20 protein-coding genes are annotated in these 25,016 nt (G+C 74.3%); 10 read left to right on the top strand and 10 right to left on the bottom strand.

The features are described 5' to 3' along the window. Positions 1-17 precede the first annotated feature (17 nt). The 5 genes from QMG39_RS09360 (at position 18) to QMG39_RS09340 (ending at position 7,136) form a co-directional block, all read left to right on the top strand. Positions 18-3,068: an AfsR/SARP family transcriptional regulator gene (locus tag QMG39_RS09360; protein ID WP_281884324.1), complete on the top strand. Its 3,051-nt coding sequence runs from the start codon at positions 18-20 to the stop codon at positions 3,066-3,068. A 395-nt stretch (positions 3,069-3,463) separates the two neighbouring features. Continuing rightward, entirely contained in the window at positions 3,464-4,702 is a 1,239-nt protein-coding gene (locus QMG39_RS09355; protein WP_281884322.1) for an arginine deiminase, read from the top strand. 105 nt (positions 4,703-4,807) lie between these two features. Continuing rightward, positions 4,808-6,007, top strand: a complete 1,200-nt coding sequence (locus QMG39_RS09350; RefSeq protein WP_281884321.1) for a YihY/virulence factor BrkB family protein — start codon at positions 4,808-4,810, stop codon at positions 6,005-6,007. A gap of 91 nt (positions 6,008-6,098) precedes the next feature. Beyond that, complete coding sequence (locus QMG39_RS09345) at positions 6,099-6,512, top strand: hypothetical protein (RefSeq protein WP_281884319.1); 414 nt, start codon at positions 6,099-6,101, stop codon at positions 6,510-6,512. A 51-nt stretch (positions 6,513-6,563) separates the two neighbouring features. Then, on the top strand, positions 6,564-7,136 hold the full coding sequence (locus tag QMG39_RS09340) for an antibiotic biosynthesis monooxygenase (RefSeq protein ID WP_281884317.1): 573 nt from the start codon (positions 6,564-6,566) through the stop codon (positions 7,134-7,136). A gap of 46 nt (positions 7,137-7,182) precedes the next feature. Here QMG39_RS09340 and QMG39_RS09335 read toward each other — a convergent pair whose 3' ends face one another. Then, on the bottom strand, positions 7,183-8,004 hold the full coding sequence (locus tag QMG39_RS09335) for an IclR family transcriptional regulator (protein ID WP_281887230.1): 822 nt from the start codon (positions 8,002-8,004) through the stop codon (positions 7,183-7,185). Between the two features lie 61 nt (positions 8,005-8,065). Here QMG39_RS09335 and hutH point away from each other — a divergent pair, with 61 nt between their 5' ends. The 4 genes from hutH (at position 8,066) to hutI (ending at position 14,688) form a co-directional block, all read left to right on the top strand. Next, positions 8,066-9,658: a histidine ammonia-lyase gene (hutH, locus tag QMG39_RS09330; protein ID WP_281884315.1), complete on the top strand. Its 1,593-nt coding sequence runs from the start codon at positions 8,066-8,068 to the stop codon at positions 9,656-9,658. A gap of 217 nt (positions 9,659-9,875) precedes the next feature. After that, positions 9,876-11,462: a M23 family metallopeptidase gene (locus tag QMG39_RS09325; RefSeq protein WP_281884313.1), complete on the top strand. Its 1,587-nt coding sequence runs from the start codon at positions 9,876-9,878 to the stop codon at positions 11,460-11,462. Between the two features lie 78 nt (positions 11,463-11,540). Beyond that, positions 11,541-13,250 (top strand): urocanate hydratase, encoded by a 1,710-nt coding sequence (gene hutU / locus QMG39_RS09320; RefSeq protein WP_281884311.1) that lies wholly within the window; start codon positions 11,541-11,543, stop codon positions 13,248-13,250. Between the two features lie 190 nt (positions 13,251-13,440). Next, positions 13,441-14,688, top strand: a complete 1,248-nt coding sequence (gene hutI, locus QMG39_RS09315) for an imidazolonepropionase (protein WP_281884309.1) — start codon at positions 13,441-13,443, stop codon at positions 14,686-14,688. A 24-nt stretch (positions 14,689-14,712) separates the two neighbouring features. On the opposite strand, the gene QMG39_RS09310 is transcribed toward hutI, so the two are convergent. The 7 genes from QMG39_RS09310 to QMG39_RS09280 all read right to left on the bottom strand — a co-directional run bounded on the left by QMG39_RS09310 (position 14,713) and on the right by QMG39_RS09280 (position 21,429). Further along, positions 14,713-14,994 (bottom strand): HigA family addiction module antitoxin, encoded by a 282-nt coding sequence (locus QMG39_RS09310; RefSeq protein WP_281884307.1) that lies wholly within the window; start codon positions 14,992-14,994, stop codon positions 14,713-14,715. Positions 14,995-15,008: 14 nt separating this feature from the next. Next, positions 15,009-15,287 carry a type II toxin-antitoxin system RelE/ParE family toxin gene (locus QMG39_RS09305; RefSeq protein ID WP_281884305.1) on the bottom strand — a complete coding sequence of 93 codons (279 nt, stop codon included), beginning with the start codon at positions 15,285-15,287 and terminating at the stop codon, positions 15,009-15,011. 53 nt (positions 15,288-15,340) lie between these two features. Continuing rightward, positions 15,341-15,823 (bottom strand): SixA phosphatase family protein, encoded by a 483-nt coding sequence (locus QMG39_RS09300; RefSeq protein ID WP_281884303.1) that lies wholly within the window; start codon positions 15,821-15,823, stop codon positions 15,341-15,343. An 87-nt stretch (positions 15,824-15,910) separates the two neighbouring features. Next, positions 15,911-16,924 carry an arginase family protein gene (locus QMG39_RS09295; RefSeq protein ID WP_281884301.1) on the bottom strand — a complete coding sequence of 338 codons (1,014 nt, stop codon included), beginning with the start codon at positions 16,922-16,924 and terminating at the stop codon, positions 15,911-15,913. After that, positions 16,921-17,895, bottom strand: a complete 975-nt coding sequence (locus QMG39_RS09290; protein ID WP_281884299.1) for a Rossmann-fold NAD(P)-binding domain-containing protein — start codon at positions 17,893-17,895, stop codon at positions 16,921-16,923. Before QMG39_RS09290 ends, QMG39_RS09295 begins: the two co-directional genes overlap by 4 nt. 105 nt (positions 17,896-18,000) lie before the next feature. Beyond that, the gene (locus tag QMG39_RS09285) at positions 18,001-20,862 is read right to left on the bottom strand and encodes a cation-translocating P-type ATPase (RefSeq protein WP_281884296.1); all 2,862 of its coding nucleotides are present in this window, start codon (positions 20,860-20,862) and stop codon (positions 18,001-18,003) included. A gap of 90 nt (positions 20,863-20,952) precedes the next feature. After that, positions 20,953-21,429 carry an NUDIX hydrolase gene (locus tag QMG39_RS09280; RefSeq protein ID WP_281884294.1) on the bottom strand — a complete coding sequence of 159 codons (477 nt, stop codon included), beginning with the start codon at positions 21,427-21,429 and terminating at the stop codon, positions 20,953-20,955. A 193-nt stretch (positions 21,430-21,622) separates the two neighbouring features. Between QMG39_RS09280 and QMG39_RS09275 the strand changes: the two genes are divergently transcribed. Next, a complete protein-coding gene (locus tag QMG39_RS09275; protein WP_373878318.1) occupies positions 21,623-23,956 on the top strand; it encodes a heavy metal translocating P-type ATPase in 2,334 nt (777 codons plus the stop codon). Between the two features lie 24 nt (positions 23,957-23,980). On the opposite strand, the gene QMG39_RS09270 is transcribed toward QMG39_RS09275, so the two are convergent. Both QMG39_RS09270 and QMG39_RS09265 read right to left on the bottom strand, forming a co-directional pair. Next, on the bottom strand, positions 23,981-24,454 hold the full coding sequence (locus QMG39_RS09270; RefSeq protein WP_281884292.1) for a hypothetical protein: 474 nt from the start codon (positions 24,452-24,454) through the stop codon (positions 23,981-23,983). 14 nt (positions 24,455-24,468) lie between these two features. Next, on the bottom strand, positions 24,469-24,900 hold the full coding sequence (locus QMG39_RS09265; protein WP_281884290.1) for a hypothetical protein: 432 nt from the start codon (positions 24,898-24,900) through the stop codon (positions 24,469-24,471). Positions 24,901-25,016: the final 116 nt, after the last annotated feature.

The raw sequence follows: 25,016 nt of genomic DNA, 5'->3' as shown, positions 1-25,016 counted from the left end.
GCGATACAGTCGCCCCGATGCTGGTGCGCCTGTTCGGAGCGGTCGCCGTCGGTGACGGGGCCGGCACCGTGCTGGGGAACGGGCGTTCGGCGGCGATCCTGGCGCTGCTCGCGCTGCGTCCCGGAGCGGTCGTCTCGGTCGAGCGACTGGTCGACGAGCTGTGGGGGGCGGATGCCCCGGATGAGACCACCCACGCGCTCCGCGTCGCGGTGTCGCGCCTGCGCACCGCGCTCGCCGCCGCCGGGCTGCCCGGTGCCGTCGCGACCAGGCCCGGCGGGTACGCCATCGACGTCCCACGCGACGAGGTGGACGTCACGCGCTTCGAGGACCTCGCGTCCCGCGGCCTCGCGATGACCGACGCCGACGCGGCCCTTCCGGTGCTCGAGGAGGCGCTCGCCCTCCGGTGCGCCGAGCCGCTCGGCGGCTTCCAGTACGCCGAGTTCGCGATCGCCGCCCGCGACCGCCTCGCCGAACTGCACCACGACGCACTCCGCAGGTGGGCCGAGCTCGCCACCGGCGCGGGCCGCGCCGCCGAGGTCCTCGCCGCCGTGCAGCCGGTGCTGCGCGACGACCCCGCGCACGAGGGGCTGTGGGTCGCGCTCGCCCGGGCGGTGCATCGCGACCGGGGCGCCGCCGACGCGCTCCGCCTGATCGGTCGCGCGCGGGCTGCGCTCGCCGAGGCCGGGCTGCCCGCGGGGCCGGAGCTGCTCGCGCTCGACGGCGGCCTGCGCCGCGAGCTCGCTCCGGACGAGCCGCACGACCCGCCGCACTCGCTGCCCGCGCCGGTCGACCGCTTCATCGGCCGCGAGCGCGAGGTCGACGGCATCGGTCACCTGCTGGGGTCGAGGCGGCTGGTCACGCTGGTCGGCCCGGGCGGATGCGGCAAGACCCGCCTCGCCACGGAGGTGGGCGCGCGCGCGCTGGCGCGGTTCGGCGAGCGCGTGTGGTTCGTCGACCTCGTCGGCGCGGAAGCACCTGCCGCGGTGCCCGGCGTCGTCGTCCGCGCGCTGGGGCTCGGCCCGTGGGCGCACGACGACCCGGCCGCGGCGGTGCACGGCCTCCTCGGCGACCGTTCGGCCGTGCTCGTGCTCGACAACTGCGAGCACGTGATCGACGCCGTCGCCGGGGCCGTGCAGGAGATCCTCCGCACCTGCCCGGGGGTGCACATCCTGGCCACGAGCCGGGAGGCGCTGCGCGTGCCGGGCGAGCACGTGCTCACGGTGCCGTCCCTGCCCGTACCCGATCGCCCCGCGGCATCCGAGTCGCCCGACCAGGCCGTCGCGCGCATCGCCGACGCCCCCGCGGTGGCGCTCTTCGTCGAGCGCACGCGCAACGCCTCCCCGGGTTTCGAGCTGACCGCCGAGAACGCCGCGGCCGTGGCGCGCATCACCCGCGCCCTCGACGGCATCCCGCTCGCTATCGAGCTGGCCGCCGTGCGCACCCGAACCCTCTCGGTCACCGAACTGGCGGAGCGACTCGATGACGTCTTCGGCGCGCTCGGGGCCGGCTCGCGCACCGCGCTCCCCCGCCACCGCACGCTGCAGGCCGCGCTCGACTGGAGCCACGCGCTGCTCGACCCGGCGGAGCAGCGGCTGCTCGCCGCGCTCGGTACGCTGCGCAGCCCGTTCGGGCTGGACGCCGCGGCCGCCACGCTCGGCGCCCGACCCGACACGATCGAGCCGGCGATGGCGGGGCTCATCGAGAAGTCGATGGTGCTCGTGGTCCGCGGCAGGGCGACCCGGTACCGGGTGCTCGAACCCGTGCGCCAGTACGCGGCCGCCAAGCTGCGCGAGGCGGGCGACCTCGACGACGCGGTACGACGTCGCGATCGCTGGTTCGCCGACCTCGCGCGGCAGTCGAGCCAGGGGCACCGCCGGTTCGAGCAGGTCGAGTGGCGCGCGCGCATCCGGGCCGATCGGCCGAACCTGCTCGCCGCCGTCGAGAGCCTCGTGCGCCGCGGCGAGCGCGACCCGGCCGCCGACACGGCGCTCGCGCTCGGGCGGTACTGGCAGGAGTTCGGCCTCTACGAGGAGGGGCGGCGGATGCTGCGTGCGGCACGCGCGGCGCACGACCTCGACGCCGCCCGGCGTGGCGCCCTCCTGCTCCAGGAGGGCTGGCTCGCGGCGCACGAGGGGGCGCACGCGCCCGCGCTCGCGCTCGCCGCCGAGTCGCTCGAGCTGGCCGACCGCCGGGTGGACGCAATGGCGATCGCGGCGGCGGAGAGCCTGGTCGGCTCGGTGCTGGCCGAGCTCGGCGACGACCGGGCGGCGCGAACGCGGCTCGACCGGGCCGTGGCGGGCTTCGCGGATGCGAATCCGACGGCGTTCGCGATGGCGTCAATCAACCTGGCGGTCGTGCACGCCTATGCGGGTCGCACCGACTCAGCGCTCGCGGCGCTCGAACCCGCCCTTCGCGTGCCGACCCCGCCCGACGACCACTGGGCACGATTCGTCGCCGGCCTCGTGGCGCGCATGCGCGGCGAACTCGTGATCGCCGCCGACGAGCTCGACGCGGCCATCCCTGCGCTCGAACGGGTCGGCTCGACGTTCCACGCCTCGCTCGCGCGGTTCGAGCGCGCTCTCGTCGCCCACGAGTCCGGCGACGACGAGGCCGCGGTCGCGCTCGCGGCTCGCATCCTCGCCGACGCCGATCGCGGTACGGCCCCGCTCGCGCCGCGGATCAGGGCGCGAATGCTCATGGCACGCCTCCTCGCCGCGCGGGGCGACCTCGCGCGCGCCCTCGCGGAGGCCGGGCGCGCCGCCGACGAGGCCCGCAGTACCGACACGATCGGCAGCATCGCCGAGTCCGCCGAGGCGGTTGCACTCCTCCTCGAGCACCGCGATCCCGCCGTCGCCGCCCGCCTCGTCGGGGCCGCGGGCGCGCTGCGCGCCCGCCTCGAACTCGCGCGCGACGCGTGGGAGGTCGATCGCTTCGGCCCGGTCGCCGTCGACCCCCCGACCACCGACCCGTCGGCCACGGCGACGTCGGACCTCGCCGACGCGGCGTACGAGCTCGTGCGCGCCGCGCTCGCGACCGCGGACGCGCACACCTCACCGGCGTCGGCCTGACGCCCCGCCGGCGCGGCATCCGCCCGCCTTCGCCGACCCGCGCACCGTCGGCTCCGGCAGCGCGCCGTCCCGCGGCATCCACCCGCTCGCGCCGGCCAGTCCGCGGCGTGCCGGCCAGCCCTGCACGGCTGGCCCGAGCACCGCAGACTGGCCGAACCGACGCAAGCCCGCGGCATCCGCCCCCCTCGCCCCTCCCGAGCACATGCAGAGCTGCGCGATCCGCCGCGAATGCATGCACGAGCGCGGCGTGTCGCCCGGAGTTGCATGTTTCGGGGCGGTGCGGCAGGGCGGTTGAAGCGCGCACGACGCATGCGCTAGACACGAGACGACCGCCCGAGATTCGCGACGGCGCCGACGGATGCTCCACGCCGCACGGCTCCGGGAGGGGACGCCACATGTCGGACACGTCGTACGGAGTGCACTCCGAGGTGGGGCGCCTGCACAAGGTGCTCGTCTGCCGGCCCGGCCTGGGGCACGAACGCCTGACGCCGAGCAACAGCGACGCGCTGCTGTTCGACGACGTGCTGTGGGTGCAGAACGCGCAGCGCGACCACGCCGACTTCGTCGCGAAGCTGGAGGGCCGCGGCGTCGAGGTCGTCGAGCTGCACGACCTGCTGACCGAGACGCTCGCCGTGCCCGGTGCCCGCGACTGGCTGCTCGACCGCAAGATCACGACCGCCGAGGTCGGCGGCGGTCTCGTCGACGACACCCGCGCGTTCCTCGACACGCTCGCCGACGAGGTGCTGACCGAGTACCTCATCGGCGGCCTCTCGACCCGCGACCTGCCCGACGAGTACCGCGCGCCCGAGCTCGCCCTGGTGCGCGAGTCGGCCGGGCTCACCGAGTACCTCATGGCGCCGCTGCCGAACACGATCTACACGCGCGACACCACGTGCTGGATCTACGGCGGCCTCACGCTCAACCCGCTGTACTGGCCCGCCCGCCACGGCGAGACGCTGCTCATGCAGGCGATCTACCAGTTCCACCCCGGCTACACGGGCAACACGATCTGGTGGGGCGACGCCGAGACCGACTGGGGCCGCGCGACCCTCGAGGGCGGCGACGTGATGCCCGTCGGCAACGGCGTCGTGCTCATCGGCATGAGCGAGCGCACCTCGCGGCAGGCCATCACCGCGGTCGCCGAGCGCCTGTTCGCGGCGGGCGCGGCCGAGCGGGTCGTCGTGGCCGGCATGCCGAAGCTCCGCGCCGCGATGCACCTCGACACCGTCTTCACGTTCGCCGACCGCGACCTCGTCACGTACTACCCCGACATCGTCGACGGCATCCACACCTTCTCACTGCGCCCGGCGGATGCCGGTGGACTTGAGGTCACCGAGGAGACCTCGCCGTTCATCGACGTCGTCGCCTCGTCGCTCGGGCTGCCGAAGCTGCGCGCGGTCGAGCCCGGCGGCGGCTGGTACGCCGGCGAGCGCCAGCAGTGGGACAGCGGCAACAACGCCGTCGCGGTCGAGCCGGGCGTGGTCTTCACCTACGACCGCAACACGTACACGAACGAGCTGCTGCGCAACCAGGGCGTCGAGGTGATCGAGATCGTCGGCGCGGAGCTCGGCCGCGGGCGCGGCGGCGGGCACTGCATGACGTGCCCGATCTCGCGCGACCCGGTCGACTACTGAGGCGCCGCCCGCGACCGCAACCCCCTGCGGCCACGCGACGGGCTCGCCTACGCTCGAAACGACGTGGTTCGCGGGCGCGGGCGGCGCCCGGGGAGGGGAGCGGACATGTTCGGTCGGGGCAGGGCGAAGGGGGCGGATGCCGCTGAGGAGGCATCCGCCACCACCCAGGACGTGGTCGACGCGCTCGCACGGGGGCGCGATCGCAGCCAGGCCGATGCCGCGGCCGCGGTGCTCGGCTCGCGGGGCGGGCCCAGGCGCCTGACCTGGACCGCGTGGAAGCTCGCGCTCGGCCGCACGATCCGCAAGTTCTCGGCCGACCGGTGCACCGACCTCGCCGCGGGGCTCACGTACTACTCGGTGCTCGCGCTGTTCCCCGGCCTGCTCGCGATCGTGTCGCTGCTCGGCCTCGTCGGCCAGGCGGACGAGACCACCGACGCCGCGTTCGAGCTCATCGGCGAGCTCGGCGGCGAGGACGTGGTCGACGCGGTGCAGGGGCCGATCCAGGGGCTGACCGCGTCCACCGCCTCCGCCTGGACGTTCACCGTCGGCCTCATCGGCGCGCTCTGGTCGGCGTCGGGCTACGTCGGCGGGTTCTCGCGCAGCATGAACCGCATCCTCGGGGTCGAGGAGGGCCGGGCGATCTGGAAGCTGCGCCCGTGGCTGCTGCTCGTCACGGTCGTGATCGTGCTGCTCGCGGCGGGCGCGGGCCTGCTGCTCGTCGTGTCGGGCCCGATCGCCGAGACGGTCGGGGCGTTCTTCGGGATCTCGGCGGCCTCGGTGGCGATCTGGAACGCACTGCAGGTGCCGGCGCTCGCGCTGATCGCGGTGATCGCCATCGCGATCCTCTACTACGCGACCCCGAACGTGCGGCAGCGATTCCGCATCCTCAGCGTCGGCGCGTTCCTCGCGATCGTGGTCTGGGGCCTCGCGTCGTACGGGTTCGGCGTCTACGTGTCGAACTTCGCCAACTACGACGCGACCTACGGCGTGCTCGGCGGCGTGATCGTGTTCCTGCTGTGGATGTGGATCTCGAACCTCGCCGTGCTGGCCGGCGCCGAGCTCGACACCGAGCTCGAGCGGGTGCGCGAGCTGCAGATGGGCGTCGAGTCCGAGGTCGCGGTGCAGCTGCCGCTGCGCGACGCGTCGGGCATCGAGAAGAAGGCGCAGAAGGTCCGCGACGACGTGGCGCAGGCGATCGAGCTCCGGCTCGAGGCGGCGCAGAGCGCCAAGGTCGCCCGGCGGCGGGCCGAGCTCGCCGAGCAGGAGGCCGCCGAGGCGGCGAAGGCCCGGCTCCCGAAGGACTGACCGGCGCGTTGTGGAGCGTCGCCGACCGTCGGTGTCCGCGGGGCACTAGCCTTGCGCAGGCGCGGCACCCGACCGCGACCGGAGGGTGGAGATGGAAGACACGACGACCGAGGACTCGCAGCAGCAGCCGAAGTCCGAGCCCGCGGCGAAGGCCGCACCCGCCGATCAGGCCGCATCGCGCCCGGGAGCCGGCCACGTCGTCGCGACCCTCCTGCTCCTCGCCCTCTTCCTCGTCGCCACGGGCACCGTGAGCCTCGGCGGCGTGTTCCTGCCGTCGTTCACCGAGGACTGCATCACCGAGGCCGCCTGCGACCGCGTGGTCATCGGGTGGGGCTCGCTCCTGGCGATCTTCGGGCCGTGGCTCGTCGCGCTGGTCGTCGTGATCTGGACGACGGTGCGGATGCTCCGCAGGCGCGCCGCCCGCCGCCTCCCGATCCTCGGCATCTTCGTGAACCTCGCCCTCTTCGCGGTCGGGCTCTGGCTCGCGGCATCCGGCGTGGGCTGACCCCGGCGCCGTCGGGCGCGCATTCAGCCGGGATGCGCTGCAATAGGGGGCATGCCCTCCACGCCGATCACCGTGTCCATCCGCCGCGAGGTCGACCCCGACCGCATCCCCGAGGTGACCGCGTGGGTGCAGGCAGGCGTGAACCTGGCGAACCGGTACCCCGGCTTCCTCGGCTCCGGGTGGATCCGGTCCGGCGCAGAGTCGCACGTCTGGTACATGCTCTACCGGTTCACGAGCGAGCAGACGCTGGCCGCGTGGGAAGGCTCGCCCGAACGCACATGGTGGCTCTCGACCGGCGAGGGCCTCATCCGCTCGGAGCGCAGCACGCGCCGCACCGGCATCGAGGGCTGGTTCGACGAGCCGACGGGTTCGACCCCCACGGTGGACGAACCCGCGCTGCCGCCGGCACCGCCGCGCTGGAAGCAGGCGGTCACCATCTGGCTCGGCTTCTTCCCGGTGAACCTCGTGTTCTCGTATCTGGTGGGCGGCATCCCGGGCTGGGAGGCGCTGCCGATCTGGCTGCACTCGCTCGCGCTCACGCTCGTGCTCACGCCGCTCATGACCTACTTCGTGCTGCCCTGGGTCACGCGCCTGCTCCAGCCGTGGCTGCATCGCGCGCGCTGACCGGGCGGGTGGACAGCTGAGCGGATGCCCCTGAGCCGCGCACCGCTCAGGCGAGCGTGCCGGCCGACGGTGCCGCCCGGTGCCCGATGCCGCGGATGCGGCGCGAGAGCTCCGTCGCCGCGCGATCGACCTCGCCGATGAGCGCGTCGCGTCGCGCGTCGCCGACCCGGTCGGCCGGGAAGGTGACCGCGATCGCGGCGGCCGGCCAGCCCGTGTGGTCGAGCACGGCGACGCCGACCGAGCCGAGCCCCGCGGTGACCTCGCCGTCCTCGGCCGCGTACCCGTGCTCGCGCACCTCCGCAAGCACGGTGCGCAGGCGGCGCAGGTGCCAGGCGGATGCCTCGCCGTCGGCGGCACCGGGCGCGAACGCCGACGCGTCCGGGTAGAGCGCGCGCACCTGCGGCGCGGGCAGCGCGGCGAGCATGGCGCGACCGGTCGCGGTGAGGTGCGCGGGCAGGCGCACCCCGACGTCGGAGACGAGCGACGGGCGGCGCGGGGCGCGCTCCTCGACGAGGTAGAGCACGTCGCGCCCGTGCAGCACCGCGAGGTGGCCGCTCTCGCCGGCGGCGTCGACGAGGCCCGCGACGAGGGGGGCGCCGAGCCGCGCGAGCGGCTGCTGCCTGCTGAAGCCCGAGCTCAGCTCGAACGCGGCGACGCCGAGGCCGTACCGGCGCTCCTCGGGGAGGTGCAGCACGTAGCCGTGCTCGACGAGGGTCGCGAGCAGGTGGTAGACGGTCGAGCGCGGCAGGTCGAGCGCCGACGCGATCGACGCGGCGGGCGCCGGGCCGCGCAGCGTCGCGAGGTGCGACAGGATGCGCAGCGCGGCATCCGCCGCCGGTACCTTCGGAGCTCGCGAACCGTCCGGGATCACAGACTGAGGCTACTCCCGCGGCGGCTCCGGATGCCTCGCGGCGAGGTTGGATCGGAGCATGCGCACCACCTCCAGCACTCCGCCCGTCGCCGGCCCCGCGGCATCCGACCTGCCCGTCGAGGTCCTGATCGGCACCGGACCGCTCTCGATCGAGGACGTCGTCGCCGTCGCCCGCCACGACGCACGGGTCGCGCTGGACCCCGCGGCCCTCGCCGCGGTCGACGCGAGCCGCGCCATCGTCGACGGGCTCGCCGCCGACCCCGAGCCGCACTACGGCATCTCGACGGGCTTCGGGGCGCTCGCGACCACGTTCATCCCGGGCGACCGCCGCGCCCAGCTGCAGGCGAGCCTCGTGCGCTCGCACGCCGCGGGATCGGGCGCCGAGGTCGAGCGCGAGGTGGTGCGTGCGCTCCAACTGCTGCGCCTCTCCACGCTCATGACCGGCCGCACCGGCGTGCGCTCCGTCGTGTGCGAGACGTACGCCGCGATGCTGAACGCCGGCGTCACCCCGATCGTGCACGAGTTCGGCTCGCTCGGCTGCTCGGGCGACCTCGCACCGCTGGCCCACGTGGCGCTGGCCGCGATGGGCGAGAGCGAGGTGCGCGACGCCCTGGGCCGGCGAGTGCCCGCGGCATCCGCCCTCGACGCCGCAGGAATCGCCCCGCTCGCGCTCCGCGAGAAGGAGGGGCTCGCCCTCATCAACGGCACCGACGGGATGCTCGGCACGCTCGCGCTCGCCCTGCACGACCTGGGCGCGCTGCTGACGACGGCCGACGTCGCCGCGGCCATGAGCGTCGAGGGGCTGCTCGGCACCGACGCCGTCTTCGCCGACGACCTGCAGGCGCTGCGGCCGCACCCCGGGCAGGCCGCGTCGGCGGCGAACCTGCGCGCGATGCTCGCCGGATCGCCGATCATGGACAGCCACCGCGGTCCGGAGTGCACGCGCGTGCAGGACGCGTACTCGCTGCGCTGCGCGCCCCAGGTGCACGGCGCGGCGCGCGACACCCTCGCCCACGCGGCATCCGTCGCCCGGGCCGAGCTCGCGAGCGCGGTCGACAACCCCGTGCTCACGCCCGACGGACGGGTCGAATCGAACGGCAACTTCCATGGGGCACCGGTCGCGTACGTGCTCGACTTCCTCGCGATCGCGGTGGCCGACGTCGCCTCGATGAGCGAGCGGCGCACCGACCGGTTCCTCGACCGCGCGCGCAACCACGGGCTGCCGCCGTTCCTCGCGCACGAGGTCGGCGTCGACTCGGGGCTGATGATCGCGCAGTACACCGCGGCGGGCATCGTGTCGGAGCTGAAGCGCCTGGCGGTGCCGGCGTCGGCGGACTCGATCCCGTCGTCGGCCATGCAGGAGGACCACGTGTCGATGGGCTGGGCGGCCGCGCGCAAGCTCCGGCGCGCGCTCGACGGGCTCACCCGCGTGCTCGCGATCGAGGTCATGACGGCGACGCGCGGGCTCGCGCTGCGCGCTCCGCTGGCGCCCGCGGCCGGCACCGGTGCGGTCGCGGGGCTCGTCTCCGGGGTCGTGCCGGGGCCCGGTGCCGATCGGTTCCTCGCACCCGAGATCGAGGCCGTCGTGGGGCTCGTCGGCGACGGTTCGGTCGTGGTGGCGGCCGGTGGTGCGGTCGGGCCGCTGCGCTGACCCGGCCCTGCGTCCCGATGGCGTGCACCCGATCGGCCCAGGATGCATGCGTCGGAGGGGTGCCGTTCACCGGGCCGACCATTGTGTCCGCATCGCGGCGGTGCCAGACTGACCACGATGGTTCCCCGAACCGATCGATGGGCAGACGTGCACAGTGGCACCGAGTGAAGGCGACGCACACCGCCGGCTGAGGAACGGCCGGTGGCCGCTCCCTGTCATGGCGGGGTTGGCGGCCGCGTCGCTCGTGCTCGCGGGGGCACCGCTCGCCGCGGCCGTCGAGACCACCGGGTCCGAGACGCAGACCCAGGAGACGGCGACGCCCACGCCCACGCCGACGCCCACCGAGACGGCGCCTCCCGCCGACGAGAGCACCGCGACGCCCGAGCCTCAGCCGTCGCCGACTCCCACTCCGACCGAGACCGCCGAGCCCACGCCCACCGAGACCGCGGAACCGACACCGACGGAGACCGCCGAGCCCACGCCGACCGAGACCGCCGAGCCGACGCCCACCGAGACCGCCGAGCCGACGCCGACCGAGACGGCGGAACCCACGCCCACGGAGACGGGCACGCCGACCCCGACCGAGACCGGCACGCCGACCCCGACACCCGGGACGCCGACGCCCACGCCGACCGGCACCGCCTCGCCGACCCCAGCTCCGACACCCACGCCCAGCCCCGTGCCGTCACCCTCGCCGTTCTCGTACTTCTCGTACTCGGCGTACAACCCGCTGATCTTCACCGGCTCCACGACCAGCCGGACCGTCAGCACGGGCCCGTCGCCCGCGCTGCTGGCCGCGCAGGAGCGCCTGGTCGACGCCCGCAGCGCGCTGCAGGACGCGCGCGACGCGCTCGCGGCGGGCCTCGCCGAGGTCGAACGCGCGCAGGCGGTCGCCGACCGGCTGCAGGCCGAGGCCGACGCCGCGGCCGCGGACGCGGACGAGATCGCCGGCCTCTACCTGCACGCCGTGCGCGGCAGCCTCGACACCTCGACGAGCACGCTGGACCTGCTCTTCGACACCGAGTCCGACCTGCTCGGCGGGCTCGCCTCGATCGACCGCGTCTCCGACCTCACGGCCGACGTCTCGGTGCTCGCCGATGCGGCCGCCGCCGCGCGCGACGTCGCCGAGCGCGCCCAGGCCCGAGCCGACGCCGCGTACGAGGCCGTCGACGCCGTCGGCATCCCGGCGCTCCGCCAGGCGGTCGCCGACGCGGAGGACGCCGTCTCGGCCGCGGAGGACGGCGTCGACGACGCCCGCGCCGAGATGGAGGCCGAGGCGGAGGCGAACGAGGTCGTGCTGGCGGGCGCGACCACGGCGTACCGGTTCGAGAACCTCCCGACCGACTCGGGCCAGCTGAGCGAGCAGGGCTGGTCGGCCCCGGCGAGCGGCTACATCACCGACGGCTTCGGCCACCGCCCGGTGAAGCCGCTGCCGTACGTGCAGGACTTCCACCGCGGCACCGACATCGCGAGCACCTGTGCGAGCCCGGTCTTCGCGGCGACCGACGGCATCGTCGTGCAGGTCGGCCCGAACGGCACGTACGGCAACTGGATCCTCATCCAGCACGGCGACGGCATCTCGACCGGCTACGCGCACCTCGCGACCGGCTCGACGCTGGTGGCGCCCGGCGACGAGGTCGTCGCGGGCCAGACCATCGCCGCGGTGGGCAGCACGGGCGCGTCGACCGGATGCCACCTGCACTACGAGGTCCGCATCGACGACCAGGCCGTCGACGCGGTGCCGTTCATGCAGGTGCGCGGGGTCGTGCTCGGCTCGGCCTTCCTCGGGAACCTCGGGGGCTGACCCGATGCGTCCGGTATCCCGGACGATGCCCGGGGCATCCGCCCCCTCACCCCCCGCCCGCCGGTGTGTGATCGGAACATGACCGATCACTCGCCCCGCACCGTGCGCGCCGCGCGCGGCACCGAGCGCACCGCCCGCAGCTGGCAGACCGAGGCGCCGCTGCGCATGCTCATGAACAACCTCGACCCCGAGGTCGCCGAGCGCCCCGACGACCTGGTCGTCTACGGCGGCACCGGCCGCGCCGCACGCAGCTGGGAGGCGTTCGACGCGATCGTCGACACCCTGCGCGACCTCGCCGACGACGAGACGCTGCTCGTGCAGTCGGGCAAGCCGGTCGGCGTGTTCCGCACCCACGAGTGGGCGCCGCGCGTGCTCATCGCGAACTCGAACCTCGTGGGCGACTGGGCGACGTGGCCCGAGTTCCGCCGCCTCGAGCAGCTCGGGCTCACGATGTACGGCCAGATGACCGCCGGCTCGTGGATCTACATCGGCACCCAGGGCATCCTGCAGGGCACCTACGAGACGTTCGGCGCCGTGGCCCGCTCGATCGCCGCCCGCCGGGCGCTCGCCGAGGGCCTCGACGCCTCGGTGCACGTGACGGATGCCTCGCTTGCGCACACCCTCACCCTCACCGCCGGGTGCGGCGGCATGGGCGGCGCACAGCCGCTCGCGGTGACCATGAACGGCGGCGCCGTGCTCATCGTCGACGTCGACGAGACGCGGCTGCGCCGCCGGGTCGAGCACGGGTACCTGCACGAGGTCGCCCCGTCGCTCGACGCCGCCGTCTCGCGCGTGCTCGCGGCGAAGGCCGCGGGTGAGGCGCTCTCGGTCGGCGTGGTGGGCAACGCTGCGACGGTCTTCACCGAGCTGCTCGCCGAGGGCGTGCCGGTCGACATCGTCACCGACCAGACCAGCGCGCACGACCCGCTCTCGTACCTGCCGGAGGGCGTCTCGGTCGAGGAGTGGCACGAGCTCGCGGCATCCGACCCCGAGGGCTTCACCGAGCGCTCGCGCGCCTCGATGGCGAAGCACGTCGCCGCGATGGTCGGCTTCCAGGACGCCGGGGCCGAGGTGTTCGACTACGGCAACTCGATCCGTCGCGAGGCGGAACTCGGCGGGTTCGACCGGGCGTTCGCGTTCCCGGGGTTCGTGCCGGCATACATCCGCCCGCTGTTCGCCGAGGGCAAGGGCCCGTTCCGCTGGGCCGCGCTCTCGGGCGACCCGGCCGACATCGCCGCGACAGACAAGGCGATCCTCGAGCTGTTCCCCGACGACGCGCACCTGCGCCGCTGGATCACGCAGGCGGGCGAGCAGGTGCACTTCGAGGGCCTGCCCGCGCGCATCTGCTGGCTCGGCTACCAGGAGCGGCACCTCGCGGGGCTGAAGTTCAACGAGATGGTCGCGTCGGGCGAGCTGTCGGCGCCCGTCGTGATCGGCCGCGACCACCTCGACTCGGGCTCGGTCGCGTCGCCGTACCGCGAGACCGAGGCGATGGCCGACGGGTCGGACGCGATCGCCGACTGGCCGCTGCTCAACGCCCTGCTGAACACGGCGTCGGGCGCGACCTGGGTGTCGCTGCACCACGGCGGCGGCGTCGGCATCGGCCGCTCGATCCACGCCGGGCAGGTCGTGGTCGCCGACGGCACCGACCTCGCCGCCGAGAAGATCGCGCGCGTGCTCGTCAACGACCCGGGCACGGGCGTAATGCGCCACGTCGACGCCGGCTACGACCGCGCCGTCGAGGTCGCCCGCGAGCGGGGCCTCCGCGTCCCCATGCTGGACGCCTGATGCCCGCCCCTGCGCCCGTCCCCATGTTTCCAGACCCGTCGAATTCCTGCGCTCTGGGCCCGCATTCCGCAGCTTTTCGACGGGTCTGGGGTCCCACAGTTCCGAGACCCGTCAGTTTCCTGCGCTCCGAGCCCGCATTCGGCACCCTTTTGACGGGTCTGGGCAACGCTCGGGCGGGGAGGGTGCACGCATGAGGCGCGATCGGATGCTCCTGGTCGGCGTCGGGGAGCTCGTCACCAACGAGCCGGGACCGGGGCGCGAGGGCGGGCCGCTCGGCATCGTGCGCGACGCGGCGGTGCTGGTCGAGGGCGACCGCATCGCGTGGGTCGGCGCCGACACGCACGCGCGCGAGCGCGTCTCGCGGCACCCCGGGCGCGACGATCGCGAGGAGGGCGAGGAGCACCGCGAGCTCTGGGACGACCCCGTCGACGTGGTCGACCTGGCGGGCGGATGCCTCGTGCCGGGGTTCGTCGACTCGCACACGCACCTCGTGTTCGGCGGCGACCGGGCCGACGAGTTCGCGGCCCGCATGGCCGGGCGGGCGTACGAGGCCGGGGGCATCCGCTCGACCGTGGCGGCGACCCGCGCCGCGAGCGACGACGAGTTGCGGGCCCGGCTCGCCGGGTTCGTCGCCGAGCTGCGCGCCCAGGGCACCACGACGTTCGAGGTGAAGACCGGCTACGGGCTCACCGTCGCCGACGAGGAGCGCCTCGCCCGCCTCGCGGCCGAGGTCACGCCCGAGGTCACGTTCCTCGGCGCGCACGTGGTGCCCGCGGAGTACGCCGACCGCCCCGACGACTACGTCGACCTCGTGATCGGGCCGATGCTCGACGCGTGCGCACCCCACGCGCGCTGGATCGACGCGTTCTGCGAGCGCGGTGCATTCACGCCCGACCAGTCGCGGCGCGTGCTCGAGGCGGGCGCGGCCCGCGGGCTCGGCGTGCGCGTGCACGGCAACCAGCTCGGCCCGGGCGAAGGGGTACGGCTCGCGGTCGCGCTGGGTGCGGCATCCGTCGACCACTGCACGTACCTGTCCGATGCGGACGTGGCCGCCCTCGCTGCATCCGACACTGTGGCCACCCTGCTGCCCGGCGTCGAGTTCTCGACCCGGCAGCCGTACCCCGACGCGCGGCGCCTCATCGACGCGGGCGTGCGCGTGGCACTCGCGAGCGACTGCAACCCGGGGTCGAGCTTCACGAGTTCGATGCCGTTCTGCATCGCGGTCGCGGTGCGCGAGATGGGCATGACCCCGGGCGAGGCGCTGCACGCGGCGACGGCCGGCGGGGCGGCGGCGCTGCGGCGCGACGACGTGGGCGTGATCCGCGCGGGCGCCCGCGCCGACCTCGTCGAGCTCGCCGCGCCGAGCCACGTGCACCTGGCCTACCGGCCGGGCGTGCCGCTCGTGCGCCGCGTCTGGAAGGACGGCGCGCCGGCGTAGGGCAACGCCTGCGGCACCCGACGCTCAGGCGACGACGAGCGGGAGCACCTCGTGGTCGCGGCTCTCGAGCTCGCGGGCCAGGTCGTAGTTCGTCTGCATCGCGAGCCACGCGCGAGCGGTGCCGACGCCGGCGCGCTCCAGGCGCACCGCGAGGTTCGGACTCACTCCCGAGTGCCCGTGGATCACGCGGCTCAGCGTCACGCGCGAGACGCCGAGGCGCGCCGCGGCCTCGGCGACCGTCAGCCCCAGCTCGCCCAGCACGTCTTCCCCGATGATCTCCCCGGGGTGCGGGGGGTGCTTCATCATGTCCACTCCTTTCGTCAGTGATAGTCCTGATAGTCGACGAGTTCGACATCCGCCCCGACGAATCGGAACGTGACCCGCCAGTTGCCGTTCACCCAGATCGACCAGTGCTCGGCGAGGTCGCCCTTCAGTTCGTGGCTCCGAAATCCCGGAATCGCAACGTCGGCCGGCGACTGGGCGACGTCGAGCACGCCGAGGATGCGCAGGAGCTTCGGAGCATGTGCGGGCTGGACTCCCTTCTTCGAACCGGTCCAGTACAGGGCTTCGAGCCCCTTGTGGCGGAAGCTCACGATCACTGAACAAGTGTATCGCGTATCGCTACACGCATCAAGGGTCGATCAGTGGGTTGTCAGCCCTTCGGGGTGTCGAGGCGCACGTCGACGGGGATCGCCGCGACCGTCTCGGCCCAGTGCGTCACGTCGAAGTCGAACTCGGCGACCGCGCAGGTCGGCATGCGGCCGATCGAGCCCGACAGCGCGTATGCCAGATCCGACATACCGGGATCGTGGGCCACGATCATGCCCGTGCCGACCGACTCGTCGAACTCCTCGGCGACGAGCCTGAGCACGGCGGCGGATGCCCCGTAGAGCCGCTCCTCGAGCACGAGCCGGTCCGCGCCCAGGCCGAGCGCCTCGGCGAGCGCCGCCGCCGTGGTGCGCGCCCGCACCGCCGTGCTCGACCGGATCACGTCGGGCACGACCCCGCGCTCGGCGAGCCGCCGGCCCATCTCCGGGGCATCCCGCTGCCCGCGGTCGTTCAGCGGCCGCTCGTGGTCGTCGAGCCGCCCGCTCCAGTCGGACTTCGCGTGCCGCACCAGGATGAGCGTCTTCATCGCGTGCTCCCCTCGCCGAGGTCCGCGGTCGGGCGCCGCGGAGGACTACGCCGATCCTTTCACGAACCCCGTCGCGAGGGCCTCGCCTCAGCGCAGCGCGACCCCCGCGAGCCACTCCAGCACGCACAGCGCGGCAAGGCGCACGGTGCGCCCGTCCGGGGCATCCGTCGTCGCGTCGATCTCGACGAGGTCGGCCGAGCGCACGCGAGGGTCGGACGCCGCGGCCCGCACCATCGCCCGCAGTTCCCACGCCTGCAGGCCGCCGGGCACCGACGCCGGGCACGCGGGCGCCACCGACCGGTCGCACGCGTCGACGTCGACGTCGAGGTGCACCGGGCCGCCGGCGGCCCCGGCGATCGCCAGCGCCTCGGCCATGACGTCGGCCGGTCGCCGGCCGTGCAGTTCGTCGCGGTGGATCACCGTGATGCCGAGGTCCGCCGCCCGCTGCGCATACGCGACCGAGTTCGCGAAGTCGGCGATGCCGACCTGCACGATGCGCGCCGGGTCGAGCCCGGCCTCGACGAGCCGCCTGACCGGCGACCCGTTCGAGACGCCGTCGCGCAGGTCGTAGTGCGCGTCGATCGTGACGAGCCCGGCTCGCCCGAGGTCGGCACCGAACGCGCCGAGCGCGGCGGCGACCGTCACCGAGTTGTCGCCGCCGAGCGCCACCAGGGTCGACGACCGGCGCAGCGCCGACGCGACCGCGGCGACCGTCGCCGCCTCCCCCGCCTCGCCGTCGGGTTCGTCGATGTCGCCGAGGTCGACGCAGCGCATCGCCCCCAGGTCGAGCGGGGCGGATGCCTCGGGCCGATGCGCGACGCCCTGCCCGTGCACGTGCACGCCCGATCGCGTCGCCCGGTGCTCGGCCGCAGCCGCCGATCCGTCGTGCCGCCGGTCGGGCACGAGCGCCGGGCTGTACCGCCGCAGCGCGTCGCGCACGGCCGCGGGCGTCGTGTCGGCGCGCGTGGGCGACAGCGAGGTGCGGAACGCGGGCACGCCGAGGAGCGCGAGGTCGAAGCGGTCGTCGGGCCCCGTGGCATCCGGCCCGGGCCAGTCGCCCGCGCGCGGCCAGAGCGGGTCGTGCGAGAGTGCGGCGGTCATGCGACCCTCCCCAGCAGTTCGCGCTCGCGCTCGGCGGGCATGCCCGCCGGTCGAGCGGCGTGCAGCCCCTTGACTCGCTCCCACGCGAGCACGTCCGCGAGCAGTTCGCGAGGCGGCCGCAGCCTGAGCCCCGCCGCCTCGGCCGCGACGGTCGACCGCGCGAAGAACCCCGCGTAGTCGTCGCCCGGCAGCCAGAACGGCAGCTCGAGCGGGCCGACCTCCTGCTGCACGAGCCACTCCGACGAGACGCGGGCGACCTCGCCGGTGTGCCCGCCCACCTCGCGCGAGTCCTCGACCCAGTGCGCGAACGGCACGATCGGGCCGTCGGCGTTGAACGTGCCCGCGATGCCCTGCTCGGCGGCGTCGAGCAGCCAGGCGACGAGGTCGCGCACGTCGATCGCCTGGGTCGCGGCGGCGGGGGTGTCGGGCACGAGCAGCGGCGCCTCGGGGTCGCGCGCCGCGCGCCGCACCCAGTACCCCGACCGTCCGGTGTGGTCGCCCGGCCCGCCGATGATGCCCGGTCGCGAGACGTGCAGCCGGTCGCCGACGACCTCGGCGGTCGCCTGCTCGCACGCGACCTTCGCTGCGCCGTACACCTCGCGGTCGGCGGCGTCGCCGTCGTACGGCGCGAGCACGTCGGCCGACTCGTCCTCCCCGGCCACATCGTTGCGCGCGTACACGCTGCCCGACGACACGTAGGTCCAGTGACGCGCGCGCGGCCCGATCGCCCGCACCGCGTCGCGCACGAACCCGGGCTGCCACGACACCTCGAGCACGGCGTCCCAGTCGCGCCCGGCGACCTCGTCGTACGCGCCGGGCGCGCTCCGGTCGGCGGCGACCAACGCGGCCCCGGGCGCCACGGCGCCGGCCTCGCCGCGCGCCAGGCAGGTCACCTGGTGCCCGCGCTCCAGCGCCGTCGCCGCGATCGTCCGCCCGAGCCAGGCGGTGCCGCCCAGGATGAGGATCTCCATGCCCCCATCAGAGCAGGTGAGCGGATGCCGCGCCAGCACGGTTCACGCCGGGCGAACCGCACGGCCGGCCCGAGGCATCCGCCCGCCCCTCACCCCCGCAGCGACTCAGCCCGCGAACCGAGCCCGGTCGCGCGCCCGCAGCACGAGCTTCTGCAGCTCGGACGCCCAGAGCACGAGCGTCGCGGCGGCGATGCAGGCGATCCAGTGCTCGGCCGACAGGTGCGCCGTGCCGAACGCGACCTGCAGGAACGGCACCTCGACGACGGCGACCTGCAGCACCACGCTCAACGCGACCGCGCCGAGCAGCCACCGGTTGCTGAACGGGCGGAAGAACGCGCTGCGGGTCTCCGACCGTGCGTTGAAGCCGGTGAGCATGCTGGCGAACACGAGGGTGGTGAACGCGGCCGTTCGCGCGACCTCGACCGAGTCCTCGCCGCCCGGGATCAGCCCGCCGGGGAGGAACAGGTCCATCACGCCGAGCGCGGCGACGGCCATGACCGCGCCGGTGAGGAAGATGCCGAACCACATGCGACCGTCGATCGCGCGGTCGTCGACGCTGCGCGGCTTCCTGGCCATCACGTCGTCGATCTCGGGATCGACGCCCATCGCGAGCGCGGGCGCGGAGTCGGTGATGAGGTTCATCCAGAGGATCTGCGTCGCGAGCAGCGGCGCCACGACCGCCTCGTCGCTCGCTCCCGCGAGCCCCAGCGCGCCGGCGAGGACCACGCCGAAGAACACGGTCATGACCTCGCCCATGTTCGAGAACAGCAGGTAGCGCAGGAACTTCTTGATGTTGTCGAAGATCACCCGACCCTGGCGCACCGCCGCCACGATCGTGGCGAAGTCGTCGTCGCCGAGGATCATCTTCGCCGCCTGCTTGGTCACCTCGGTGCCCGTGACGCCCATCGCGACGCCGATGTCGGCCGACTTCAGCGCGGGCGCGTCGTTCACGCCGTCGCCGGTCATCGCGATGACCTGGCCGTCGGCCTGCAGCGCGTCGACGATGCGCAGCTTGTGCTCGGGGGCGACGCGCGCGTACACGGAGTGCTCGTGCACCGTGCGCCGCAGCGTCTCGTCGTCGAGCGCGCCGAGCTCGCGCCCGGCCACGGCCTCCTCGCCGGGCGGGGCGATGCCGAGGTCGGTCGCGATGCGTGCCGCGGTCTCGGGGTGGTCGCCGGTGATCATGAGCACCCGGATGCCCGCCCGATGCGCCTCCGCGATCGCCGGTTTCGCCTCGGGCCGCGCCGGGTCGATGATGCCCACGACACCCACGTAGACCAGGTCGTGCTCGACGGAGTCGTCGAGCTCGGGGGCATCCGTCTCGGTCGGAAGGTCGTCGGGCTGCTCGCGATAGGCGACGCCGAGGGTGCGGTACGCCTCGCGGGTGAGGGCGTGCACGTCGGCGAGCGCCCGCGCGCGCCGCTCGTCGGTGAGCGGCTCCACCTCGTCGCCCACGCGGATCGCGGTGCAGCGCTCGAGCAGCACGTCGGGCGCGCCCTTGCTGAAGAGCACCGACACGCCCTCGTCGAGGTGGCGGTTCGCGGTCGACATCATCATGCGGTCGGCGTCGAACGGCACCGAGCCGAGCCGCTCGAACCGTCCGACCCGCTCCACGGTGCCCTCGAGCTTGCGCGCCGCGACGAGGAAGGCCCCGTCGGTCGGGTCGCCCTGCACGCTCCACCGGCCGCCGTCCTCGCGCAGCCCCGCGTCGTTCGCGAGCGAGCCCGCCGCGAGCACGACCTGCGCCTCCTCGCGCAGCGGTCCGTCGCCGAGCGGCACGCCGCCGGCCGTCGCGTCGCCGACGGGCGCGTAGCCGACGCCCGCGAGCTCGACCTCCCCCGACGCGGTGAGGATCCGCTGCACGGTCATCTCGTTGGTCGTGAGCGTGCCGGTCTTGTCGGAGCAGATGGCGGATGCCGCGCCCAGCGTCTCCACGCTCGACAGCTGCCGCACCACGGCGTTGCGCTTGGCCATGCGCTGCACGCCGAGCGCCAGCACGACCGACATGATCGCCGGCAGCCCCTCGGGCACCGCGGCGACCGCGAGCGAGACGCCGAGCAGCAGCACGGTGACCAGGTCGGCCGGCTGCGTCACGCCCTCGACGACGATGATGGTCGCCACGACGACGATCGCGATGGCGATCACGACGATCCCGAGCATCCGCCCGACCCGGCCGATCTCGCGCTGCAGCGGGGTCTGCTCCTCCTCGGTCTGGTCGAGCAGGGTCGCGATGGAGCCCATCTGCGTGTCCATGCCGGTCGCGGTGACGACGGCCCGGCCCGTGCCCCGGTTCACGGCCGTGCCCTTGAAGACCATGTTGGTGCGGTCGCCGACCTCGGCCGGCTCGGCGAGCGCGCGCGGGTGCTTGTCGACCGGCTGGCTCTCGCCGGTGAGGGATGCCTCGCCCACGCGCAGCCCGCTCGACTCGACCAGTCGCGCGTCGGCGCCGACCTGGTCGCCCTCGCCGAGCAGCAGCACGTCGCCGCGCACCAGGTCGCGGCTCGGCACGGTGATGCGGTCTCCGTCGCGCAGCACGAGGCTGTTGGCCTCGGTCATGCGCGAGAGCGCCGCGACGGCCTCGTCGGCGCGCGCCTCCTGCACCACGCCGATGATCGCGTTCACGATCACGATCGCGCCGATCACGATCACGTCGATCGGCAGGCCCTCCGCACCCTCGAGCGCCCACGCGAACAGCGCGACGACGAGCGCGCCGAGCAGCAGGTAGATCAGCGGATCCTGGAACTGGGAGAGGATGCGGCGCCAGAGCGGGGTGCCCCTCGACTCGCGCAGCTCGTTCGGGCCGTCCGCCTCGAGGCGGCGGGCGGCGTCGGTCGTCGTGAGTCCGGCGGCCGGGTCGACGCCGAGCGCGTCGGCGACCTCGGCGGCGCGGGCGAGGGTGGGGTCTATCGGCCCGGTTGCGGGCGCGTTCGGGTCGGTCGGCTGGTCGGTCCGGTCGTCGCTCGCCACGATTCCATCCTCAGGTGAGCGGCGCGTCGCGCACAACGGGTGTGGATGGCCTCGGTGGCATCCGCTCGCCCTTTCGGCCTCTCGCGGGGCTCAGGCCTCGAAGCGCGCGGCCACCTCGTCGGAGGCGGCGGCACGCACGCGCGCCTTCTGGTCGTCGGGCATGTCGTCGAGCTCGTCCAGCCGAGCGAGTGGATGCCAGAACACCTCGGATGCCTCGCCGTCGGCCGGGTACGGGTCGCCCGAGACGTAGCGGCAGCGGAACGTGAGGTCGAGGTACGAGGTGCGGTCGCCGTTCGGGTACGTGATCTCGGGGGTCGTGTGCACCCAGGCGAGGCGCTCGACCTCGATGTGCACGTTCGCCTCCTCGAGCGCCTCGCGCACGGCCGTGGTGGCCGGCGCCTCGCCCGGCTCGACGATGCCCGAGATCGGCGCGAGCCGGCCGTTGTCGCTGCGGCGGCCGAGCAGCACGTCGTCGCCGCGGAGGACGACGGCGGTCACGCCCGACAGCCAGAGCGGGGCGGTGCCGATCGAGCGGCGCAGGTCGACGATGAAGTCGGGGGTGGGCATGGTCCGAGCGTAGGGGAGACGGGCGTTGCTTCCGCGCCGGCCAGTCCGCGTCGCGCCGGCCAGCCGTGCATGACTGGCCGACCGGACGAAGGCTGGCCGGAATCGGGCGGAAGCGGGAACATCGGGGGAGGCGTTCGCGTTGGGATTGAACAATACCCCCCAGGGGTATAGGTTGCAGAGCAGGGGAGCGAACATGGCGCACACACACGAGCCCGGGTCCGGCACCGGTCACGACGACCACGCAGGGCACGAGCACCACGCCGGTCACTCGGGCCACGACATGCACGAGCACCACGACATGCACGGCGACCACGCAGGGCACGAGGGCCACGAGGGCCACGAGGGCCACGAGGGCCACGAGGGCCACGAGGGCCACGAGGGCCACGACCACGCTGCGCATGCCGATGCCCACGCCGGGCACGACATGCACGGCGGCCACGACATGCACGCCGGGCACTCGGGCCACGGCGGGCATGGCGGCCACGGCGGGCACGGCGACCACGTCGGCCAGTTCCGCCGCCTCTTCTGGATCATGCTCGTGCTCGCCGTGCCGACGGTCGCGCTGAGCCCGATGTTCGCGATGCTCCTCGGCTACGAGGTGCCGACGACCGGACCGATCGCCTGGATCGTGCCCGCGCTCGGCACCGTCATGTACTTCTGGGGCGGCTGGCCCTTCCTCAGCGGCGCCGTGGGCGAGCTCCGTGCGAAGTCGCCGGGCATGATGCTGCTCATCGGCCTCGCGATCACCGTCGCCTACTTCGCATCGCTCGGCGCGAGCCTCGGCATCCTCGACCACCAGCTCGAGTTCTGGTGGGAGCTCGCCCTGCTGATCGTGATCATGCTGCTCGGACACTGGGTCGAGATGCGCTCGATCATGCAGGCGTCGTCGGCCCTCGACGAGCTCGCCGCGCTGCTGCCCGACGAGGCCGAGCGCGTCACCGACGACGGAACCGAGACGGTCTCCCCCGCCGACCTCGCGGTCGGCGACGTGGTGGTCGTGCGTCCGGGCGGGCGGGTGCCGGCCGACGGCGAGGTCACCGAGGGCACGGCCGAGATGGACGAGTCGATGATCACGGGCGAGTCCACCACGGTCTCGCGCGCTCCGGGCGACACGGTCGTCGCGGGCACGGTCGCGACCGACACCGCGATCCGCGTGCGCGTCACCGCGGTCGGCGACGACACCGCGCTCGCGGGCATCCAGCGACTCGTCTCCGACGCGCAGGCGTCGAGCTCGCACGCGCAGCGCCTCGCCGACCGCGCCGCCGGCTGGCTGTTCTGGTTCGCGCTCGGCGCCGCGGTGCTGACGGCGATCGCCTGGACCCTCGTCGGCAGCCCCGACGACGCCGTGGTGCGCACCATCACGGTGCTCGTCATCGCGTGCCCGCACGCGCTGGGCCTCGCCATCCCGCTCGTCGTCTCGATCGCGACCGAGCGGGCGGCGAAGGGCGGCGTGCTCGTCACCGACCGCATGGCGCTCGAGCAGATGCGCACCATCGACACGGTGCTCTTCGACAAGACCGGCACCCTGACGAAGGGCGAGCCGACGGTGACGGATGCCGCTGCGGCGGACGGTCACGACACCGACCACGTGCTGGCACTCGCGGCAGCGGCGGAGGCCGACTCGGAGCATCCGCTCGCCCGCGCCATCGTCGCGCACGCCGACGAGCACGGCGTGGACGTGCCGCGCGCGACGGACTTCTCGTCTGCGCCGGCGGTCGGCGTGCGCGCCACGGTCGACGGCCGCACGGTGCGGGTCGGCGGCCCCGCGATGCTCGACGAGCACGGGCTCGAGCCCCTCGGGGCATCCGCCGACTGGGCCGCGCGCGGCGCGACCGTGCTGCACGTGGTCGCCGACGGCGAGGTCGTCGGTGCGCTCGCGCTGGCCGACGAGGTGCGCGAGGAGTCGCGCGAGGCGATCGACGCGCTGCACGCGCTCGGCATCGGCGTCGTGATGATCACGGGCGACGCCGAGCCGGTGGCGCAGGCGGTCGCCGACGACCTCGGCATCGACCGCGTGTTCGCGCAGGTGCGGCCCGAGGACAAGGCCGACCGCGTCGCCACGCTGCAGCACGAGGGCCGCAGCGTCGCGATGGTCGGCGACGGCGTGAACGACGCCCCAGCGCTCGCGCAGGCCGACGTCGGCCTCGCCATCGGCGCCGGCACCGACGTGGCGATCGCGTCGGCGGGCGTCGTGCTCGCCTCGTCCGACCCGCGCTCGGTGCTCTCGGTGATCGAGCTCTCGCGCGCGTCGTACCGCAAGATGCAGCAGAACCTCTGGTGGGCGGCGGGCTACAACCTCGTGGCGGTGCCGCTCGCGGCGGGCGTGCTCGCGCCGATCGGGTTCGTGCTGCCGATGTCGGTCGGGGCGATCCTCATGTCGGCGTCGGCCGTGGTGGTCGCGGTCAACGCGCAGCTGCTGCGCCGCCTCGACCTGCGCCCCGAGGCGTCGACCCGCGCCGTGCTCGACCGCGAGGGCGGCCGGCCCGAGGCGATGCGCGAGGAGCGCGAGCCCGCCCGCATGGGCTGACGGAGCAGTCTCGTCCCGGCGCGCTCAGCCCGACGGCCAGCGCGGCGGGATGCCCCCGCCCGGGCCGGGCGCGACCACGCCCTGGGTCGGGGTGAGGGTGCGCAGCACCCCGCCGTCGAGCGTGAGGAACAGGTACACCTCGCCGTCGACGTCGAGCGGATCGCCGTCGGGGTAGGCGTCGCCGCCGGTGCAGGTGACGGGCGTCGAGACGACCCGCAGCGCATCGTCGCCGGTGTCCGGACCCTTGACGAGTTCGGCGACGTCCACGGTCCACGCGGACGCGCGCAGCCCGAACAGCCGCTCGGTGCCGTCGCGCCCGGCGACCGTGCCGAGCACGACGACGTCGGCATCGCCGGCCGCCTGCTCCGGCGTGCCGAAGTCGACCCACGACACGCAGGTCTCCCCCTCGCCCGTCAGCCCGACGTCGTCGAGCGCGCACCCGGCGAGCAGGGCGACGGATGCCAGCGCCAGCGCGGCGCCCCCCAGCCGACGCGGCACGTGCCGCTGCGCGTTCATCGCGCGTCCGGGGTCAGCTCGCGCGCGCGGCGGATCATGTCGTCGAACGCGTCGAGGTCGACCGCGTCGAGGCGCGTGATGCTCACGGCCGCCGAGCCGACCTTCACGCGCCCGAGCCGCGGCGCGAACGCCTTGACGAGGTACGCACCGTCGTCGACCGCGTTGACGTAGACGCTCACGTGCTTCTGCTGCGCGGCGAGCCCGACCAGGAACCACTCGACCTCGGCGCCGCGCGGCCGCGGCTGCGTGATCGCGCCGTACCCGATGATGCGCTGCTCGGTGCCGCCCCAGAAGACGCCCTCCCAGAGCACGCGCTCCAGCCCCGCGAGCTCACCCGAGATGCGCGCGTCGAGCGCCCGCATCGCGTCGCCGCGTTCCCCCTCGAGCGACGCGAGGAACTCGTCGACGTCCGTCTCGGTGCGCTCCATGGCGACCCCCTTCACTCGCACGACGATTCTCCCAGACGCGTTCGGCCCGTCGAACTCGCAGCGGCCCGCGCTGCAGCGCGGGCCCGCGTGAGTTCGACGGGCCGATACGAGGGCGA

Source organism: Agromyces rhizosphaerae (assembly GCF_027925245.1).
Taxonomy (GTDB): Bacteria; Actinomycetota; Actinomycetes; order Actinomycetales; family Microbacteriaceae; genus Agromyces; species Agromyces rhizosphaerae.
Note: the sequence above shows the minus strand (reverse complement) of the source record. Positions and strands in the feature narration are given on the sequence as shown.

Excerpts from the sequence above, each read along its gene's own strand:
- hutI (WP_281884309.1), top strand. The coding sequence starts at position 13,441 with ATGAGGCGCGATCGGATGCTCCTGGTCGGCGTCGGGGAGCTCGTCACC.
- hutH (WP_281884315.1), top strand. The coding sequence starts at position 8,066 with ATGCGCACCACCTCCAGCACTCCGCCCGTCGCCGGCCCCGCGGCATCC.
- QMG39_RS09275 (WP_373878318.1), top strand. The coding sequence starts at position 21,623 with ATGGCGCACACACACGAGCCCGGGTCCGGCACCGGTCACGACGACCAC.
- QMG39_RS09290 (WP_281884299.1), bottom strand. The coding sequence starts at position 17,895 with ATGGAGATCCTCATCCTGGGCGGCACCGCCTGGCTCGGGCGGACGATC.
- QMG39_RS09310 (WP_281884307.1), bottom strand. The coding sequence starts at position 14,994 with ATGATGAAGCACCCCCCGCACCCCGGGGAGATCATCGGGGAAGACGTG.
- QMG39_RS09345 (WP_281884319.1), top strand. The coding sequence starts at position 6,099 with ATGGAAGACACGACGACCGAGGACTCGCAGCAGCAGCCGAAGTCCGAG.
- hutU (WP_281884311.1), top strand. The coding sequence starts at position 11,541 with ATGACCGATCACTCGCCCCGCACCGTGCGCGCCGCGCGCGGCACCGAG.
- QMG39_RS09325 (WP_281884313.1), top strand. The coding sequence starts at position 9,876 with ATGGCGGGGTTGGCGGCCGCGTCGCTCGTGCTCGCGGGGGCACCGCTC.
- QMG39_RS09295 (WP_281884301.1), bottom strand. The coding sequence starts at position 16,924 with ATGACCGCCGCACTCTCGCACGACCCGCTCTGGCCGCGCGCGGGCGAC.
- QMG39_RS09350 (WP_281884321.1), top strand. The coding sequence starts at position 4,808 with ATGTTCGGTCGGGGCAGGGCGAAGGGGGCGGATGCCGCTGAGGAGGCA.
- QMG39_RS09340 (WP_281884317.1), top strand. The coding sequence starts at position 6,564 with ATGCCCTCCACGCCGATCACCGTGTCCATCCGCCGCGAGGTCGACCCC.
- QMG39_RS09265 (WP_281884290.1), bottom strand. The coding sequence starts at position 24,900 with ATGGAGCGCACCGAGACGGACGTCGACGAGTTCCTCGCGTCGCTCGAG.
- QMG39_RS09300 (WP_281884303.1), bottom strand. The coding sequence starts at position 15,823 with ATGAAGACGCTCATCCTGGTGCGGCACGCGAAGTCCGACTGGAGCGGG.
- QMG39_RS09360 (WP_281884324.1), top strand. The coding sequence starts at position 18 with ATGCTGGTGCGCCTGTTCGGAGCGGTCGCCGTCGGTGACGGGGCCGGC.
- QMG39_RS09280 (WP_281884294.1), bottom strand. The coding sequence starts at position 21,429 with ATGCCCACCCCCGACTTCATCGTCGACCTGCGCCGCTCGATCGGCACC.
- QMG39_RS09355 (WP_281884322.1), top strand. The coding sequence starts at position 3,464 with ATGTCGGACACGTCGTACGGAGTGCACTCCGAGGTGGGGCGCCTGCAC.